Consider the following 18,166-nt stretch of genomic DNA (forward strand, 5'->3'; position numbering starts at 1 on the left):
CCTGACGGCCTGTCAGTCGATAGCCGGCCGCTCGGGCCGGGCGACGATCAGCTTTCGGAAAAGTAGCTCTGCAGGGTCCGGACCTCAAGGTCCCCATCCAAATAGGCCCGGATGCCCTTTGCGGCAGCCACCGCGCCCGAAAGAGTGGTGTAATAGGGAACTTTATGCAAGAGGGCAGCGCGCCGCAGCGACCGGCTGTCGGCCAGCGCCTGCGGCCCCTCGGTAGTGTTGAACACCAGTTGCACTTCGCCGTTCATGATGGCGTCGACGATGTGCGGACGGCCTTCCAGCACCTTGTTGATCTTCTCCGCCGGCACACCGTGGTCCGCCAGATAGCGCTGGGTCCCGGAGGTGGCGATCACCCTGAAGCCGACTGAGTGCAGCAGCTTCACGGCGTCGAGGATCCGCGCCTTGTCGCTTTCGCGGACCGACACGAACACGGTGCCCTTGCGCGGCACGCGGGTGCCCCCGCCGAGCTGGCTCTTGGCGAAGGCAACCTCGAACGAGCGGTCGAGGCCCATCACTTCGCCGGTCGAGCGCATCTCCGGGCCGAGCACGGTGTCGACACCCGGGAAGCGCGCGAACGGGAACACCGATTCCTTGACGCCGACATGTTCAAGCGTGCGCTTCTTCAGGCCGAGGTCGGCGATCTTCTCGCCGGCCATGATTCGCGCCGCGAGCTTGGCGACCGGCATGCCGATCACCTTGGCGACGAACGGCACGGTACGGGACGCGCGCGGATTGACCTCCAGCACGTAGATCTCGCCGTCCTTGATGGCGTACTGCACGTTCATCAGGCCGACGACGTCGAGGCCGAGCGCCAGCTCACGGGTCTGGCGTTCCAGCTCGGCTATGGTTTCGGCGCTGAGCGAGTGCGGCGGCAGCGAGCAGGCGGAGTCGCCGGAGTGAATGCCGGCCTCTTCGATGTGCTCCATGATGCCGACGATAAAAGTGTCCTTGCCGTCTGACAGGCAGTCCACGTCGACTTCCGTTGCGTCCGACAGATAGCGGTCGAACAGCAGCGGGTTGGTACCGAGCACGGTGTTGATCTGCCCGGTCTTGTCGTTCGGATAGCGTGCCTTGACGTAGCCCGGCACCAGCTCGGGCAGGGTGCCGAGCAGGTAATCGCTGAGCTGATTGTCCTCGCGGATGATCTGCATGGCGCGGCCGCCGAGCACGTAAGACGGACGCACCACCAGCGGCAGGCCGAGTTCGGCCGCGACCAGGCGGGCCTGCTCGACCGAGTAGGCGATGCCGTTCTTCGGCTGCTTCAGCCGCAGCTTGTCGAGGATGCGTTTGAAGCGATCGCGGTCTTCGGCGAGGTCGATCGCGTCCGGCGAGGTGCCGAGGATCGGCACGTCGGCCGCTTCAAGGGCGCGCGCCAGCTTCAGCGGCGTCTGGCCGCCGAACTGTACGATCACGCCGCGCAGCGTGCCGTTGGAGCGCTCGGTGTCGATGATCTCGAGCACGTCTTCGGCCGTCAGCGGCTCGAAATACAGCCGGTCCGCGGTGTCATAGTCGGTCGACACCGTTTCTGGGTTGCAGTTGACCATGATCGATTCGTAGCCGGCGTCGTGCAGCGCGAAGCAGGCATGGCAGCAGCAGTAGTCGAACTCGATGCCCTGGCCGATCCGGTTCGGACCGCCGCCGAGGATGATCACCTTCTGCTTGTCCGACGGCCGGCTTTCGTCCGACGCGGGGCCGGCGAACGGCGCCTCGTAGGTCGAATACATGTAGGCGGTCGGCGAGGCGAACTCCGCCGCGCAGGTGTCGATCCGCTTGAACACCGGGCGGACGCCGAGCGCACGGCGCTTGGCCTTGACCTCGGCCTCGGTAGTGTTGGCGAGCACGGCGAGGCGGGCGTCGGAGAAGCCCATCGCCTTCAGGGTGCGCATGCCGAACGCATGATCCGGCAGGCCCGCGTCGCGAACCCGAGCTTCCATGTCGACGATGCCGCGGAGCTGCGCCAGGAACCACGGATCGATCTTGCAGGAGTTGAAGATCTCTTCGTCCGACCAGCCGAGGCGCATCGCCTGCGCGACCTGCAGCAGCCGGCTCGGCGTCGGGGTGCCGAGCGCCGCGCGAATCGCATTCTTGTCGTCGCCGCGGCCGAGACCTTCGATCTCGATCTCGTCGAGACCGGTGAGGCCGCTCTCAAGGCCGCGGAGTGCCTTCTGCAGGCTTTCCTGGAAGGTGCGGCCGATCGCCATCACCTCGCCGACCGATTTCATCGCGGTGGTCAGGTTGGCGGAGGCGCCGGGGAATTTCTCGAAGGCGAACCGCGGAATCTTGGTGACGACATAGTCGATCGTCGGCTCGAACGACGCCGGCGTTGCACCGCCGGTGATGTCGTTGGCGATTTCATCGAGCGAATAGCCGACCGCCAGCTTGGCGGCGACCTTGGCGATCGGGAAACCGGTGGCTTTCGACGCCAGAGCCGACGAACGCGACACCCGCGGGTTCATTTCGATCACGACCAGCCGGCCGTCATCCGGGTTGACCGCGAACTGCACGTTGGAGCCGCCGGTTTCGACGCCGATCTCGCGCAGCACCGCCAGCGAGGCGTCGCGCATGATCTGGTATTCTTTGTCGGTCAGCGTCAGCGCCGGCGCGACGGTGATCGAATCGCCGGTATGCACGCCCATCGGATCGAGATTCTCGATCGAGCAGACGATGATGCAGTTGTCGTGCTTATCGCGCACGACCTCCATCTCGTATTCCTTCCAGCCGAGGATCGATTCTTCGATCAGCACCTCGTTGGTCGGGGAGGCGTCGATGCCGCGTTCGACGATCTCGATGAACTCGGCCTTGGTGTAGGCGATACCGCCGCCGGTGCCGCCCATCGTGAACGACGGCCGGATCAGCGCCGGGAAGCCGATCTCGTCGAGCGCGCGCAGCGCGTCGGGCAGGCTCTTCACCTGGCGCGAGTTCGGGGTTTCGAGCCCGATCTTGGTCATCGCCTCGCGGAACCGCTCGCGGTCCTCCGCCTTGTCGATCGCGTCGGCAGTGGCGCCGATCATCTCGACGTCGAACTTTTCCAGCGTCCCGAGCTTGCGCAACGACAGCGCGCAGTTCAGCGCGGTCTGGCCGCCCATCGTCGGCAGCAGCGCGAAGCCGCCGGGGATGACGTAGCGCTCCTTCTCGATGATCTTGGCGACGATCTCAGGGGTGATCGGCTCGATATAGGTCGCGTCCGCCAGCTCCGGATCGGTCATGATCGTCGCCGGATTGGAGTTGACCAGGACGACCCGGTAGCCCTCCTGCTTCAGCGCCTTGACCGCCTGCGTGCCGGAATAGTCGAATTCGCAGGCCTGGCCGATCACGATGGGACCGGCCCCGATGATGAGGATGGTGGAGATGTCGGTTCGTTTGGGCATCAAATCTCGCTGACGCGGGCGGAAATCGCGGGCACAAAAAAAGGGCGCGCAGCCGCGCGTCCCTCAGGTCTTCAAGCGCCGGGCCGTCCCAGGCGCGCGGGAGGTGTCTTAGACCAGTTTCCCGGGCGGCGAAAGGCCTTCGAGTCGCCCGTCAACCGGCAATTTCGGCAAGATCTGGAGGCCCAGCCTGGACTTGAACCAGGAAAAAGAGCGTTGCACCGCCCCCGCGTTAATCTTCCGCCACCGGGCCGAGCGCATCTTGGCACTTCACGAAGGGGTGATCCAGCCCGGAGCGCGGCTATCCTTAATGCAATGCGGCCTTTGGGCTTTGGTCATTTAGGATTGGGGTCGGGCAGAGCGGCGTCGGCAGGTTGCTGGCGGCCGGCGCGGTGCAAAAGTACCGAACTGTCTCGGGCTCGCGGCGTTGCGGCCTCCCTTCCGGTGTGGGCTGGCAGTCACGAACTCGTGTCTGCGCCTGCGTAACAGCCCGGCGCGAGCCCCGTATCTTGAGCTCAACAGCCAGGCCGACGGCCTTGGCCTCAACCTCGCGAGGACAGCTCATGCGCGCTTTATTTGGTCGTCTTGCTCTCTGCGCCGCCGCTGTGGGGGCGCTGGCGTGGTCCGCTCTCGGACCGTCTCGGGCGGCTGAGGAGCCAGTGGTGATTCCGCCGCCGCAGCTCGATGCCAAAGAGGCCGGCGGGATTCAGGCGGCCGTATTCGCCGGCGGCTGCTTCTGGGGCGTGCAGGGCGTGTTCCAGCACACGGCGGGCGTGATCAATGCGCTGTCGGGCTATGCCGGCGGCAGCAAGGCGAGCGCGAGCTATCCGCTGGTCTCGACCGGCACGACGGGTCATGCGGAGGCGGTCGAGGTCAAATACGATCCGAAGCGGATCTCCTACGGCAAACTACTCCAGATCTACTTCTCGGTTGCGCACGATCCGACGCAGCTTGATCGCCAGGGTCCCGACACCGGGCCGCAATATCGCTCGGCGATCTTCACCACCAGCGACGAGCAGAAGCGGATTGCCGACGCTTATATCGCACAGCTCGACGCCGCCAAAGTGTATGGCGCGCCGATCGTCACCAAGGTTGGACCGCTGAAGGGCTTTTATGCTGCGGAAGCCTACCACCAGGACTACCTGACGCTGCATCCCAGCCAGCCCTATATTGCGTACAACGACCTGCCGAAGATCGAGGCCCTGAAGAAGCTGTTTCCGACGGAGTATCTCGACAAGCCGACGCTGGTGAGCAGCGTCAAGGCCACCAACTGACGGCGGGGTTCGACGGTTCAGGAGGAACGATGTCCGACACCAAGACCACCACGACCGGCAAGGTTCAGAAAAGCGAAGCCGAATGGCGCAAGGAGCTGACGCCGATGCAGTACGCCGTGCTGCGCGAGAAGGCGACCGAGCGGCCATACACCGGCGAATACGAATACGAGACGCGGCCCGGCACCTATGTGTGCGCCGGCTGCGGTCAGACGTTGTTCGAGTCCGATACCAAATTCGATTCCGGCTGCGGCTGGCCGAGCTTCACTGCGCCGGCGGCGACGGGTGCGATCGACGAGGAGCGCGACGTCAGTCACGGCATGATCCGAACCGAGGTGCTGTGCTCACGCTGCAGCGGCCATCTCGGCCACGTGTTTCCCGACGGCCCGGGGCCGACCGGGCTGCGTTACTGCATCAATTCGGCGGCGCTGAAGCTCCAGCCGAAATAGCGGGTCGCAAATGGGCACGATCATCAGCGAGGCGGGCGTCCTTGGCGCCCGCTTCTTGTTTGTGCAATTCACAAAAGCGAAACGAATTCATTCAGATAGCGCAATCGTGGCGACCTTGAGTCGCAAATCCGCGCATCGTGCCTATATGAAGTAGGTCGGAATTGAAGCCGCCGGTGCCGATCAAGATCGCTTCCGTGTGGCCATCACCCTATTCAGGAGGCCACTTCCACCATGGCGTTCAGCTACGATACCGCCGCCGAACTGTTTCCCGCAGCGATCCGCAAGAAACGCCGGACCGGCGTCGCCTATCGCCGCTTCAGCAGGGCGGCCGAAGCGGTGCGCTACGCGATTGAGGAGTTGCCGGCAGATTGCCTGAACGGCGCCTATCTGCAGGTCGACGAAGCCCGCTTCGACCACAAGGGCATCCGCACGCTTTACGAGAGCGACGAATATCCGCTGCAGCGCCGGGCGTCGTGATCGAAACGCCTCCGCGCCAGCACGGGGTCTGCTTTAAAACGCCCTGAAGCTCTGAATGTCGCAGCGATCGACGATCGCGGCAAACCGATAGGTCTCGAGCTTCCCGCTCTTGTAGAACAGCGCATAGGTCTGCCGCGTTTGATCCGGTGCCTTGCTGCGCAGGCAGACAATCCACGGCGCGACGGTGACCGGATCGGCCTCGATCGGACCGGCGATCTCCCAAGGCTGCGGCAGCTTGGCTTCATCGCCGACCTTCTTCAGATCAACCGCCATCACCGCCGCCTTCGGCGCCTTGTCGCCGCCATCCGGCAGCGCATCGAGAATCGACGAGCAGCCGGCGAGGGCGAAGCAGGCCGTCAGCCCGACTGCCATCCACACAATGTTGCCGAAACGTCGAATAGGCTGGTCTCCGTCCGCTCGGTCCCGTGTCACTTCCAAGCGGCACGGGCGGCAATGATCGCCCCCATCTAGTCGATCTCGGTCGACAAATCAAAACGGGTGCCCGCGACCAGGGTTTGAGCGTCGCAGTCTCAGATCGTCTGGCTATACGCGCCCACCTCGGGATGCTGGCGCAGCACGGCGTTCACGGCCTCGAACATGTCGTGCATCCGCTGCTCCGACACCGGGCTTTCAACCACCACCACGAGCTCGGGCTTGTTCGACGAGGCGCGGACCAGGCCCCAGCTGCCGTCTTCGCAAGTCACGCGGACGCCGTTGACGGTGACGAGATCACGGATCGGCTGGCCGGCGACCTTGTCGCCGTTCTTCTGCGCTTTTTCGAAGTGCTTCACGACCTCGTCGATCACGCGATACTTCACCTCGTCGGCACAATGCGGTGACCTCGTCGGCGAGGACCAGGTCTTCGGCAGCGCGTCTTTCAGCTGCGACATCGACTTGTCCGGCGCGTCGAGCGATCTCGCAGATTGCGATCGCCGACACCAGACCAGCGTGATCGCCACGCCCGAGCGAGGCATTGAAAAGAAACGGCCGGATTTTGTGATGCCGGTGATCTCGGATTCGTGGGCGTACGTCTTCGGTGGGAGAAACGGGATACGAATTAGGAACATTCAGGCTACTCAGGCGGAAGCTTCAGTCGAAACCGATGGGCAGGTAGTCGGCGCTGACTTGCTCAGTCAGGACATCCGAAGCCGTGATAGCTCAAGCGATGGTCGGCCGTTTCGACGGGGTGGTAAACATTGAGCGGTCATCGGCGTCCGGCTCGAGTGCAGGCCGAGTATCGATCGGCTCGCCGCGGGTGTCTTGGCGGAGGCACGCGCCGCAGAAGTCCGGCCATCGCGTGCAGGAATTTGGACACGATCCGGCTGCCCATGCAGATTGGAGGCAACGTCTTGGATGTCGGCGCCGTCCTTTTCGGCGATGTTCGATATTTCATTGATGAAAGTGATCTTGGTCGCCAGGGAGGCGTTGGCGGCGTATTTGATCAGCTCGGCGGTGCGGCGCGCGGTGTACATCAGCGGGCCCTGGTTCAGCGCAGCCGGCGGTAGATCTCGCCCAGGCGAGGCGACCCGACATCGGCCGTCGGGTTGGTTTCGCGGTTCTGTCGCTTGACCTCGTCGGTGCGTAAACCTTGTCCGCTTGTCCCGGCTTGCTTGCGATTTCGAGAGTTCGGTCGTATGGCTTCGACTGCTTGGATGGCGAATTGATTTTTTCCAGGAGCGCCGGGATACTCGGTGCCACCCTGACGGTGGATCGGAACTTCGGGCATGGACGGTTCTGACGCCTCGACCCAGCGAATCCTCGACGTGATGTCGGTCGCTCGGATCTCGCGACCGCGTCACGTTGGACGGTTGCGCCGCGCGGTTGCGCAAGTTGCGTGGCTACCGTCGCTCGCCGCCGACTTCCTCGAGAAGCTCGGTCTCGCGCTGCAGAAGGTAGCTAACACGCTACGGTTCGAGAAGTTCTGGGCCGAGAAGGTCGCCGCCGACGACCGCGTGACCATTGTTCCGACCTTCAATAAGACCGTCGGCAAGAAGCCGATCTGGAACGCGGCGCTTAACTGGATCACCGCGAACAGCTCAGGCGGGACGATCCTCGAATTCGGCACTAACAATGGCGGCTCGCTGAAGTACTTCGTCGACCATCTGCCGCGCAGCTACCATCTGGTTGGGTTTGACTGCTTCGAGGGCCTGCCCGAGGCGTGGGACGGGCTGCCGGCCGGATCAATCAAGGGCTTTGGTGCGCCGGGCGAACTCTGGGCCGACGATCCGCAGGCGCGCGCCAAGGTGATCGCGGACGCGGCTGCCGGCATCAGATTTCCTGCGCCGCCGCAGCCGAATGTCAGCATCCAGTCGGGATTGTTCGCCGAAACGCTGACGCGCTATCTCAGCGGAGGCTGGCCACACAACGTGCGGATGATCCATTTCGACGCCGACCTCTACATTTCGACGAGGCCGGTGCTCGACACGCTGTGCGGGCTACTGAAGCACCGCTACCTGATCTTGTTCGACGAGTTCTACTCGGTGAACCACGAATTCAAGGCATGGAACGAGTTTCTGGGGCTGTACAAACTGACCGACTGGCGCGTCGTCGCGAGCAGCGAGGATGGCTCGCAGGTGCTTATCGAGGTCAACACCCGCGCGCCGCTCGACGTTCCGTCCGCTGCTACTTAGCGTATCGCGGCGGCCACCAGCCGCGGCTGACTACATCTTGTGATATTCGCGATACCACTGCGCGAAGCGCGCGATGCCGTCCTCGATGGTTGTCGCGGGCCGGAATCCGATGTCGTTCGTCAGCTCGGTGACGTCGGCGTACGTTGCCGGTACGTCGCCCGGCTGCATCGGTAGCATTTCCTTGGTGGCAGGCCCGAATTCCTTCTCCAGGAGTGCGATGACGTGGAGCAGTTCTTCGGGATTGTTGTTGCCGATATTGTAGACCTTCCACGGCGCGGCGCTGCTCGAGGGATCGGGATCGTCGCCCGACCAGTTCGGGTTGCCCTGCGCCGGCTTGCCAGTGAGGCGGACGATCGCCTCGCTGACGTCGCTGACATAGGTGAAGTCGCGGCGCATGGCGCCGTGGTTGAACACCTTGATCGGACGCTTGGCGACGATCGCGTCAGCGAACAGGAACATCGCCATGTCGGGCCGGCCCCAGGGACCGTACACGGTGAAAAACCGCAGCCCGGTCGTCGGCAGCCGGTAGAGATGGCTGTAGGTGTGCGCCATCAGCTCGTTGGCCTTCTTGGTCGCGGCATACAGGCTGATCGGATGATCGACGTTGTGCTGCACCGAGAACGGCAGTGTGGTGTTGGCGCCGTATACCGAGGACGACGATGCGTAGATCAGGTGCCGGCAGCCATTGTGACGGCAGCCTTCAAGAATATTGACGAAGCCGACGAGGTTCGAGTCCGCATAGGCATGTGGATTCTGGATCGAGTAGCGGACGCCAGCCTGCGCGGCAAGATGGACCACCACCGGAAACCGCTTTTGCGCGAATAGCGCCGCGATGCGGTCACGGTCGGCGAGGTCGATCTTCTCGAACGAGAATCCGGGATAGCGGCGGAGAATTTCCAGCCGCGCTTCCTTCAGCCTCGGGTCGTAGTAATCGTTGACGATGTCGAGGCCGACCACGCTGCGGCCGGCGTCGAGCAGTTGACGCGCGACGTGAAATCCGATGAAGCCGGCGGCCCCGGTGACCAACACCACATCGTCCTGCATGTTCCTGTCCCTCAGTGCGGGGCGATCACAACCGCCACAAATCGATGCCGTCCGGCTTGCCGGTGCGATCCAGCACGGCCTTGACGTCGAGCACCTGACCGCGGCCGCCGCGCAGCAGCCGGCGGACCAGCGACCAGCCGTCCGCCAGGAAGCTCTCGTGCGACACCGCGAGCACCACCGCGTCGGCCGGCCGCAGTGCGTCGAGCTCCGTCAGCGCGATGCCGTGCTCGTGCAGGCTGTCGTCGTGGTCGGCCCACGGATCGCTGACCTGGACCTCGATTCCGAACGACTCGAGCTCGCGGACGATATCGACGACCTTGGAGTTGCGGGTGTCGGGAACGTTTTCCTTGAAGGTCAGGCCGAGCACGGTGACGACGCCGTTGTGCACCTTGTTGCGCAGCAGCCCGCGGATGCACTCGCGCGCGATCGTCGCGCCCATGCCGTCGTTGATGCGGCGGCCGGCGAGGATCACTTCGGGATGATAGCCGGCCTTGCCGGCGCGGAACGTCAAGTAGTAGGGATCAACGCCGATGCAGTGGCCGCCGACCAGCCCGGGATGGAACGGCAGGAAGTTCCATTTGGTCCGCGCGGCGGCGAGCACGTCGCCGGTGTCGATATCGAGCGCCTGGAAAATCAGCGACAGTTCGTTCATGAACGCGATGTTGATGTCGCGCTGGGTGTTCTCGATCACCTTGGCTGCCTCGGCGACCTTGATAGACGGCGCGCGATGGATGCCAGCTGTCACCACCGACCCGTACACCTCGGCAACGATGTCGAGGCTGTCCGCGTCCTGCGCCGACACCACCTTGGTGATGGTCTCGAAACGATGCGCCTTGTCGCCGGGATTGATCCGTTCCGGCGAGTAGCCGAGCTTGAAGTCGCGCCCGGCCGTTAACCCGGAGACCCTCTCCAGCACCGGGCTGCATTCCTCCTCGGTGACGCCGGGGTAAACTGTCGACTCGTACACCACGATGTCGCTGGGCTTCAGCACCCGACCGACGGTTTCGGACGCGGCCAGCACCGCGCCGAGATCTGGCGCGTTGGCGTCCGTGATCGGGGTCGGTACGGTGATGATGTAGAAGTCGCTGCGGGCCAGATCGGCGGCATCGTCGGTGAAGGTCAGCGATGACTGGCGGAGCTCGTCGGGCTGCACCTCGTTGGTGCGGTCGTGGCCGGCCTTGAGCTCGGCGACGCGGCTCTTGTTGATGTCGAAGCCGACCACGCCGGGCCAGCGCCTCGCGAAAGCTATGGCGACCGGTAGGCCGACATAGCCGAGGCCAACGACTGCAATGTGTCTCATCTTCCCGATACCTGCCCCGCGCGCCGGATCACGGACGTTTAGCCGCAATCGCGCGAGGGCCGCAATAGCAGGCGATTGCTATTGTCCTGACGGGTCGGAAAGGTTATCAGGGCGCTCCGATCGAGGCAGCGCCGGTGTTGGCGGACCGTTCCGCTGCGCACCCGCCGCGGCGCCGGATTCGGCGGGCCGTTGTCACCGACCGTTGGATTGCGCATGACCAAGCGAGCCCTGATCTTCGGCATCTCGGGCCAGGACGGCGCGCTGCTCGCGAGGCAATTGGTTGATCGTGGCTACGACGTGCACGGTACCTCGCGCGACAAGGAGGTATCGGCGTTCGGCAATCTGGTCGCGGTCGGCGTGCACGATCGGGTCAAGCTGTACTCCGCGAGCCTCACCGACTTCCGCAGCATCTTCCAGGTGATATCGGATTCGATGCCGGACGAGATTTACAATCTCGCCGGGCAGTCGTCGGTCGGGCTGTCGTTCGGCCAGCCGGTCGGGACACTCGATTCGACCATCTTCGGCCCGCTCAACATCCTCGAGACGATGCGGCTGTTGAAGTTGAAGACCCGGCTATACAACGCCTGTTCGAGCGAGTGCTTCGGCAACACCGAGGGCGCGGCGGCCGAGACCACGCCGTTCAATCCGCGCAGCCCCTATGGGGTCGGTAAGGCCGCGGCGTTCTGGACTGTGGCGAACTATCGTGAGGCCTACGGCCTGTTCGCCTGCTCGGGCATTCTGTTCAACCACGATTCCGAGCTGCGACCGCGCCGGTTCGTCACCCGCAAGATCGTCACCGGCGCGGCCGACATCGCCGAGAAGAAGGCCGACAGCGTCCAACTCGGCAATTTGAAGATCGCGCGCGATTTCGGCTGGGCGAGCGAGCACGTCGACGCGATGACACGTATGTTGGCGGCGCCGTCGCCGGACGACTACGTGATCGCGACCGGCGAGACCAACACGCTCGAGAGCTTCGTCGAACAGGCGTTCGCTTACTTCGGGCTTGACTGGCGGCGCCATGTCGAGATCAGCGAGGATCTGCTGCGGCCGACCGACATCATGCACAGCGCCGGCGATCCCGGGAAAGCCAGGCGGGTGCTCGGCTGGCAGGCCGAGATCCGGATGAAGGGTGTTGTGCAGCGGCTGGCGGAAAGCGAACTGCGCGAGCGCCACGCGATGCGGTCGCAGTAGCGTGGCTGCGCTAAGTCTCCGGGCTGCGGTCGAGATACCACCGCGCGGTCCTTGCGAGCTGATCGTCGACGGAATGCGGCGGTGTCCAGCCGAGCACGCGGCGCGCTTTGCCGATGTCGACCTGGAGCGAACTGCATAGCCGCTGCGCCGCGGCGGACTGGCCGAGTACGGTCGCGGCTGCGGTCAGCAGCGCGGCCGGCGCCGGCAGCAGCCGCGCGCGGGTGCCCAGCGCCGCAGCAAGCCGACGCAGCAAATCCGGGGTCGACAGATCGTCGCCGTCGCTCGCGAAGAAGGTTTCGCCGGCGGCCGCTGGGTGATCGAGGCAGACTGCGATCAGGTCGACCAGATTGTCGGCACCGACCAGGCTGCGCCGGTTGTCGATCGAAGCCAGAGGCAGCGGCACGCCGCGCTGCAGCCAGCGCATCATCGCCAGGAAGTTGGCGCGGACGCCGGGGCCGTACACCAGCGGCGGCCGCAGAATCGCGACCTCAATGCCGCCGGCCTGCGCCAGACTGCGCAATCCGGCTTCGGCTTCGGACTTCGATACGCCGTAGGGATCCTGCGGCGCCGGCGGATCGTCCTCGGTCAGCGGCCGTCCGCGTGGCGTTGCTTCGCCGCAGGCCTTGACCGAGCTGAGAAACACGAAGCGGCGGACGCCGACTTCGGCGGCCTGCCGCGCCAGCGCCAGTGTGCCGTCTACATTGGCGCGGCGATACTCGGCGAGCGGGTCGCCGCTGTCGTCGCTCATCACATGCACGCGAGCCGCGAGGTGGACGACGGCGTCGCATCCCGTCAACGCCGGCCGCCAGTCGAAGCCCGGCTCCAGGCTGCCGCGCACGACGTCGATCCCGGCCGTGATGCCGGCCGTGTTGTGATGCAACGCAACGCGCAGGTCGCGCCGGTCGTCGCTCAGCCGGCGCAGCAAGTGGCGCCCGACGAAGCCTGATGCGCCGACCACGAGCGTCGTCATCGGCTCACTGTCTCCGCATAGGTCGCCAGGGTCTGTGCGAGAATGCGTTCCTGGGCGAACTCCGCTTCGACCCGCGCGCGACCGCGTTGTCCCATCGCGGCGCGCCGCGCCGGGTCGGCGAGCAAGCCGCCGAGCGCGGCGGCGAGACCCGCGATGTCGCCAGGTCGCACAAGTAGTCCGTTGTCGCCATCGGCGACGATCTCGCGGCAGCCGGCGACGTCGTAAGCGACGATGGCGCAGCCGGCGGCCGCCGCTTCGATCAGGATCTTCGGAATGCCCTCGCCATAGGTGGTTGGCAGGCAGATGATCGCGCTGCGCGCGAGAATGTCCGGCATGTCGTCGCGATGGCCCCACCAGGCGACGACACCGTTGCGGTCGTAGGCTTGCAGCTCGGCCTCGGGGATGGCGTGCGGATTGCCGATGTCGGGCGATCCGAGCAGCACGAAGCGCGCCTTTGCGCCGCCGTCGCGGCGTAGCTGCGTTGCCGCCGCGACGAAATCGGCGATGCCCTTGTCGCGGATCATCCGCGACGCCAGCACCACCAGCGGCGGCGCTTCCTCCCGATGCTGCGCCGGATAAAGCGACGGATCGACGCCGGAGCCCTTGATCAGCCGTAGCTGCGCCGGCGCGACGCCGATCGCGTCGGTCATCACCCGGGCGTCGTCGGAGTTCTGCACGATCGTCAGCGTCCGCGACCGGTTCAGCGCCAGCGCCAGCAGTTGCCGGATCGCCGGGCGCAGCACGCGCGCCGTGGCGCTCTGCGACGAAAAGACGAACCCGAGCCCGGCGAGATTGTTGACGATGCTCCGAACGCCGGCGATCCGCGCGGCGATCGAGCCGTACAACACGGGCTTCATCGCGATGTGATGGACGATGTCGGGACGATGGGCACGGTAGACGCCGACCAGCTCGGTGATCGCGCTCAGTTCGCTGAACGGATTGCGGCCGGTTCGGCGCATCTTCGTCAGGTCGATCACCGCGAAGCCTTCACGCCGGATGGCGTCCGCCTTGTCGGCGAGCCGCGTCGCCACCAGCACTTCGTAGCCGGCGTCGCGCGCTGCACGCGCCAACGGCAGCCGGTGCGAGACGAAGTACCAGTCCTCGGTGACGACGAACATCAGCCGTGGCCGGCCCGCCGGCGTCTTCAGCATCGCCCTACACCGGACGCATCACGACGCGGATTTCGCACACCATGAAATCCTCGTCGGCGAAAGCTGCGAATTGCGGCGCCATCCGATCCCGCGGCAGCGGCAGCGAGGGCCAGCGCTGCTGGTCGATCACTTCGACCGAAAAGCCGGCGGTTTGCATCAAGCCGATCATCTCGCGCGGGCGAATCCGGTTGGTGTAGAATCCGCTGTCGCGGAACTTAGGCTTCTCCCAGATGTCGTCGGCAAAGCGCAGATTGTTCAGGCCGCCGCCGAGGTGATCGCGGAAGTCGATGCTGTGCACGCCGATGGCGTCGGGCTTCATCACCCGCCGCAGTTCGCGCATCAGCAGCGGAAAGTCGGCGCGGTAGATGTGTTCGAGCACTACCTGCGACCACGCAAAATCGATCGAGGCGTCGGGGATCTCGGCCATCGAGCGGGTGCCGTCGGTCAGGTACTCCACTTCGGCCTGCGCCATTGCCTGAGCCAGCGTGTCGCCGATGATGCCGGGCAGCGGCTTGCCGCGGGCGGTCAGCAGCTCGATCAGTTCACGGCAGCCGTCGATGCCGGTCTCGGCGAATGGGCCGGCATCGACCAGCCACGCCTTGCCGGCGCCGAACGCTCGCGCGACGAAGCCCGACAGCACCGAGTCGCCGGGGCCGAGTTCGAGCGAGTGAAAGCCGGCCGGCATAGTGGCGCGGGCGGTCGCGTCGGCGAAGTGGCTCTCGAATGCCGAGACCGCGCGTTCCGGCACCATCATCTCGCCATGACGGAAGATGCCGAGCTTCTTCCAGAAGCCGTAGGGCACCGGAAGGCGGGCGAGGCCGAGCTTGGCGCCCATCTTCAGCCACCAAGGTAGCTGCGACATCACACCCATTGCCGCGCCCTCTGGAGCCAGGAATCGAACATCAACACCGTCCAGAGTTGTCCGCCGCGATCGATCCGGCCGCCGAGGTGTTCGCGCCAGGTGGTGTCAATCGCGGCGCGGTCGAACAGGTCGTGCACGGGATGATCGCTGTGCGCCAGGTAGTTCGACGCCCAGCTTTTCAGCGGCCCGCGCAGCCAGCTATCGACCGGAATGCCGAAGCCCATCTTCGGCCGCTCGAACAGTTGCCGAGGAACATAGCGTTCGAGTAGGCGCTTGAGAACATACTTGCCGGAGCCGTCGCGGAACTTCATCGACAGCGGAATCTCCCAGGCGAACTCGACCAGCCGGTGATCGAGCAGCGGCACCCGTGCCTCGAGGCCGACCCGCATCGTCGCGCGGTCGACCTTGGTGAGAATGTCGTCGACCAGATAGGTGCTGGTGTCCCACGCCATCTGCTGCGCGGCCGAGGGAATCCCATCGACCTCGACTGGCGGCGGCAGCAGCAGCGCTTCGGCGACGCCGCCCGCGCCCGATGCGAGCACGGCCTCGGGATGTGGCCATTGCGAGATCAGCCGACTCTGCAGATCGTACAGCGTTGGCGCCGCCAGCACCGAGGCGATCTTCTGCATCTTCTGGCCGGGCAGCGCCGGGCGCAGTCGCCGCGGCAACGCCGGTCCGAACAGCCGGAATGCGGAATCCCAGGTGGCCGGCGAGGCGGCGTTGATCCCGGCCGCCGCCAGGCTGCGCAGCGGGCGCGGAATCCGGTTCAGCTTGTCCCAGTAGTTGGAGACGAAAGTGTAGCGGTTGTAGCCGCCGAACAATTCGTCGCCGCCGTCGCCCGACAGGCTGACGGTGACGCGCTGCCTCGCCAGCTTCGCCACCAGATAGGTCGGGATCTGCGATATGTCGGCGAATGGCTCGTCGTAGATGTCGGGCAGCGACGGGATTACCGCCAGCGCATCCTGTTCGGAGACGTACAGCTCGGTGTGGTCCGTCTTCAGGTGTGAAGCGACGTCGGCGGCGTGTTTCGCCTCGTTGTAGGCGGGATCGTCGAAGCCGATCGAGAACGTCTTCACCGGCTGGCTGCTGCCGGCCTGCATCAAGGCGGTGACGGTGCTGGAATCGATGCCGCCTGACAGGAACGCGCCGAGCGGAACGTCGGAGATCATGTGCTGCGACACGATCTCGCGCAGCCGTGCGTCGAGTTCGTCGAGCACCGCAGTCTCGTCTTGGCGCTGCCGAGCGAAGCCGCGGGCGACGGTTTCGCCGACGGACCAATAAGGTCTCGGTCCGGCCGTCTGGCCGTCGTGGAAGGTCAGCACCGTCGCCGGCGGTAGCTTGTGCACGCCTTCGAAGATGCTCAGCGGGGAGGGGACGTAGCCGAGCCGCAGGAATTCGGACAGGCCGCGCAGCGAAATCTCCGGCAGGCTGCCGCGCCACGCCACGATGGGGCGCAGCTCCGAGGCAAACGCCAGCGCGCCGTCCTTGACCGTGTAGTACAGCGGCTTGATGCCAATGCGGTCGCGGGCGAGCGACAGCGTCCGCTCCTGCTTGTCCCACAGCGCCAGTGCGAACATCCCGGCAAGCCGCGACAGCGTCTTCTCGAGCCCCCAATGCTGACAGCCGGCGACGATCACCTCGGTGTCGGAGTGACCGGCGAAACGATAGCCGAGCCCGGCCAGCTCATCGCGCAGTGACAGGTAGTTGTAGACTTCGCCGTTGTAGGACAGCACGAAGCGGCCTGAGGCCGACTCCATTGGCTGCGCTCCGAACGACGACAGGTCGATGATCGACAGTCGGCGATGGCCGAGGCCGACCGCGCCGTCATCGGCGATCCATAGCCCCTCGCCGTCGGGGCCGCGATGCGCCAGCGCGTCGGTCATCCGTTTCAGCACGGTGCGATCGACCGGCGCGTGCCGCGCCGCGGTGGCTCCGGCGATCCCGCACATCAGGCACCCCCGTCGGGACGGCGCGGCGTCACGCTGTGCAGGATCGGCGAGAACTGCGCGGCGATCGACGCCCAGCTCAGCACGTCGGCTGCGTGCTGCCGCGCGCCTTCGCCGCAGCGGCGGCGCAGCGCGTCGTCGTCGACCAGTCGGGTCACTGCCGCGGCGATCGCCTCTGGTGTCGCGGCGTCGGCGACGATGCCGGTCCGTTCGTGCAGCACCTGCTCGGCGAGGCCGCCGACCGGAGTCACAACGGCAGGGATTCCCGCCGCGCCCGAGGTGACCAGCACGCCCGACTGGCTGGCGCCGCGATACGGCGCGACGACGATGTCGATGTCGCGGAACACGGCGCCGACTTCCTCTTCGGGAATCCAGCGGATGTCGAGATCGACATCGGCGAGGCCGGCGAGCTGGGCCTGATAGGGCCCGATGTCGCCGGGGCCGGCGATCCGCAGTGCGACGTTCTTGCCGGCCTGCTTCAGCATCCGATAGGCGTCGAGCAGTAGGTCGAGCCCCTTGTAGGGCATCAACCGGCCGAAGAATAAAAGCTGTAGCGGACGGTTCGCGGCCGCGGCCGGCTCAGAGGCTGCACTGTCCGCATAGGGAAACACCCCGAGCGGAATGACCCAGACACGGTCGGACGGAAAGTGGTTGACCTCGGTGACGAGCTTCCGGGTGTGCTCGGTCAGCGCGACAATGCCGTCGCTTTCCGCGATCTCGCGGTCGAGCATCCGTTTGCGGATCGGCACGTCGTCGCCGGAGTGCGGCAGCGCGTCGTGCAGGACGAATACGAACGCGACATCACGCGGCCTGCGCCACAGCACCGGCACGTCCCACAGATGGCTCATGGTGCAGACGACGGCGGAAATTCCCTGCTCGCGGACGTAACGCCAGAATCGGCTGCGCACCAGCGGCAGCCGCAGCAGCGCCGTCACGGCAGAGGGAATGTCGGTGTAGGTGTCGATATGAAAGCCGGGCAGACCGAGGCCGTCGAGCTCCTGGAATATGTCGCCCTGCCGCGACAGCGATAAATGCAGCTCCAGGTTCGGATCGTGACGCAGCTCCTTGACCAACTCGTAGGTGTAGCGCACGCCGCCGCCGCGCCGGCCCCAGTGCCAGATCAGCACCTTGCGGCGGCCGGCCGCCTGGCTAGAAACAGCCGCTGTCGGCGCCGTCGCTGCCGTCACGTTTTGGTCCCGCAAGACAAGCTGCGGATGCGCAAAGGCGCCATCAGCGATTTGATGCGGCGCGTCCCCGATAGGTTGAGGACGCCGACCAACGCCGGCTTCGATGTCAGTCTGGAACGGATCAGCTCGACGATGTTTAACAGACGGCGGTCGCAGGTGCGCCACAGATCGTCGGCAGAATTAGTCAACGCGTAGTGCTTCGTATAGTTGCCGTGAAGCGGAATCACATTCGGCGCCCTGCGAAGGCGCGATTGGAAAAATTTCGTTGGAGTGGTCAGGGCTACCGCCTCGGGGGAATGCATTTGAAATCCATC

At 65.4% G+C, this 18,166-nt stretch carries 15 protein-coding genes, 1 tRNA gene and 2 pseudogenes; 5 read left to right on the top strand and 13 right to left on the bottom strand.

Annotation, left to right across the window (positions count from 1 at the left end; all coding sequences use genetic code 11):
- Positions 1–47: 47 nt before the first annotated feature.
- Both carB and DY467_RS04335 read right to left on the bottom strand, forming a co-directional pair.
- Positions 48–3,377, bottom strand: coding sequence for a carbamoyl-phosphate synthase large subunit (gene carB, locus DY467_RS04330; protein ID WP_164634154.1), 3,330 nt, complete (start codon positions 3,375–3,377; stop codon positions 48–50).
- 175 nt (positions 3,378–3,552) lie between these two features.
- Positions 3,553–3,627: transfer RNA gene (locus tag DY467_RS04335), tRNA-OTHER, on the bottom strand.
- Between the two features lie 310 nt (positions 3,628–3,937).
- Here DY467_RS04335 and msrA point away from each other — a divergent pair.
- The 3 genes from msrA to DY467_RS04350 all read left to right on the top strand — a co-directional run bounded on the left by msrA (position 3,938) and on the right by DY467_RS04350 (position 5,571).
- A complete protein-coding gene (msrA, locus tag DY467_RS04340) occupies positions 3,938–4,648 on the top strand; it encodes a peptide-methionine (S)-S-oxide reductase MsrA (protein WP_164634155.1) in 711 nt (236 codons plus the stop codon).
- 29 nt (positions 4,649–4,677) lie between these two features.
- Complete coding sequence (gene msrB, locus DY467_RS04345) at positions 4,678–5,094, top strand: peptide-methionine (R)-S-oxide reductase MsrB (protein WP_164634156.1); 417 nt, start codon at positions 4,678–4,680, stop codon at positions 5,092–5,094.
- Positions 5,095–5,325: 231 nt separating this feature from the next.
- The gene (locus DY467_RS04350) at positions 5,326–5,571 is read left to right on the top strand and encodes a hypothetical protein (RefSeq protein WP_107345744.1); all 246 of its coding nucleotides are present in this window, start codon (positions 5,326–5,328) and stop codon (positions 5,569–5,571) included.
- A 33-nt stretch (positions 5,572–5,604) separates the two neighbouring features.
- On the opposite strand, the gene DY467_RS04355 is transcribed toward DY467_RS04350, so the two are convergent.
- The 3 genes and pseudogenes from DY467_RS04355 to DY467_RS26685 all read right to left on the bottom strand — a co-directional run.
- Positions 5,605–5,943 (bottom strand): hypothetical protein, encoded by a 339-nt coding sequence (locus DY467_RS04355; protein WP_164634157.1) that lies wholly within the window; start codon positions 5,941–5,943, stop codon positions 5,605–5,607.
- A 158-nt stretch (positions 5,944–6,101) separates the two neighbouring features.
- Positions 6,102–6,555: pseudogene (locus DY467_RS04360) on the bottom strand (phosphomannomutase/phosphoglucomutase); the annotation flags it as partial.
- Positions 6,556–6,822: 267 nt separating this feature from the next.
- Positions 6,823–7,147: pseudogene (locus tag DY467_RS26685) on the bottom strand (UDP-glucose 6-dehydrogenase); the annotation flags it as partial.
- Between the two features lie 148 nt (positions 7,148–7,295).
- Between DY467_RS26685 and DY467_RS04375 the strand changes: the two are divergent.
- Positions 7,296–8,201, top strand: a complete 906-nt coding sequence (locus DY467_RS04375; RefSeq protein ID WP_164634159.1) for a hypothetical protein — start codon at positions 7,296–7,298, stop codon at positions 8,199–8,201.
- A gap of 30 nt (positions 8,202–8,231) precedes the next feature.
- On the opposite strand, the gene DY467_RS04380 is transcribed toward DY467_RS04375, so the two are convergent.
- A complete protein-coding gene (locus DY467_RS04380; RefSeq protein ID WP_164634160.1) occupies positions 8,232–9,245 on the bottom strand; it encodes an NAD-dependent epimerase in 1,014 nt (337 codons plus the stop codon).
- A gap of 25 nt (positions 9,246–9,270) precedes the next feature.
- On the bottom strand, positions 9,271–10,545 hold the full coding sequence (locus tag DY467_RS04385; protein WP_205502029.1) for a nucleotide sugar dehydrogenase: 1,275 nt from the start codon (positions 10,543–10,545) through the stop codon (positions 9,271–9,273).
- Between the two features lie 213 nt (positions 10,546–10,758).
- Between DY467_RS04385 and DY467_RS04390 the strand changes: the two genes are divergently transcribed.
- Positions 10,759–11,736 (top strand): GDP-mannose 4,6-dehydratase, encoded by a 978-nt coding sequence (locus DY467_RS04390; RefSeq protein WP_164634161.1) that lies wholly within the window; start codon positions 10,759–10,761, stop codon positions 11,734–11,736.
- A 10-nt stretch (positions 11,737–11,746) separates the two neighbouring features.
- On the opposite strand, the gene DY467_RS04395 is transcribed toward DY467_RS04390, so the two are convergent.
- From DY467_RS04395 to DY467_RS04420, 6 genes are read right to left on the bottom strand one after another with little or no spacing between them, the layout of a single operon-like run.
- A complete protein-coding gene (locus DY467_RS04395) occupies positions 11,747–12,706 on the bottom strand; it encodes an NAD-dependent epimerase/dehydratase family protein (RefSeq protein ID WP_164634162.1) in 960 nt (319 codons plus the stop codon).
- Positions 12,703–13,857 (bottom strand): glycosyltransferase family 4 protein, encoded by a 1,155-nt coding sequence (locus tag DY467_RS04400; protein ID WP_164634163.1) that lies wholly within the window; start codon positions 13,855–13,857, stop codon positions 12,703–12,705. The genes DY467_RS04395 and DY467_RS04400 overlap by 4 nt, the downstream gene beginning before the upstream one ends.
- A 4-nt stretch (positions 13,858–13,861) precedes the next feature.
- Positions 13,862–14,719 (bottom strand): methyltransferase domain-containing protein, encoded by an 858-nt coding sequence (locus DY467_RS04405; RefSeq protein ID WP_164634165.1) that lies wholly within the window; start codon positions 14,717–14,719, stop codon positions 13,862–13,864.
- A complete protein-coding gene (gene asnB / locus DY467_RS04410) occupies positions 14,719–16,668 on the bottom strand; it encodes an asparagine synthase (glutamine-hydrolyzing) (RefSeq protein WP_164634166.1) in 1,950 nt (649 codons plus the stop codon). The genes DY467_RS04405 and asnB overlap by 1 nt, the downstream gene beginning before the upstream one ends.
- Positions 16,668–17,852: a glycosyltransferase family 4 protein gene (locus tag DY467_RS04415; protein WP_164634168.1), complete on the bottom strand. Its 1,185-nt coding sequence runs from the start codon at positions 17,850–17,852 to the stop codon at positions 16,668–16,670. The genes asnB and DY467_RS04415 overlap by 1 nt, the downstream gene beginning before the upstream one ends.
- On the bottom strand, positions 17,849–18,154 hold the full coding sequence (locus DY467_RS04420) for a hypothetical protein (RefSeq protein WP_164634170.1): 306 nt from the start codon (positions 18,152–18,154) through the stop codon (positions 17,849–17,851). The genes DY467_RS04415 and DY467_RS04420 overlap by 4 nt, the downstream gene beginning before the upstream one ends.
- Between the last annotated feature and the right edge of the window lie 12 nt (positions 18,155–18,166).

Source organism: Rhodopseudomonas sp. BR0G17 (assembly GCF_010907025.1).
Lineage (GTDB): Bacteria > Pseudomonadota > Alphaproteobacteria > Rhizobiales > Xanthobacteraceae > Rhodopseudomonas > Rhodopseudomonas palustris_H.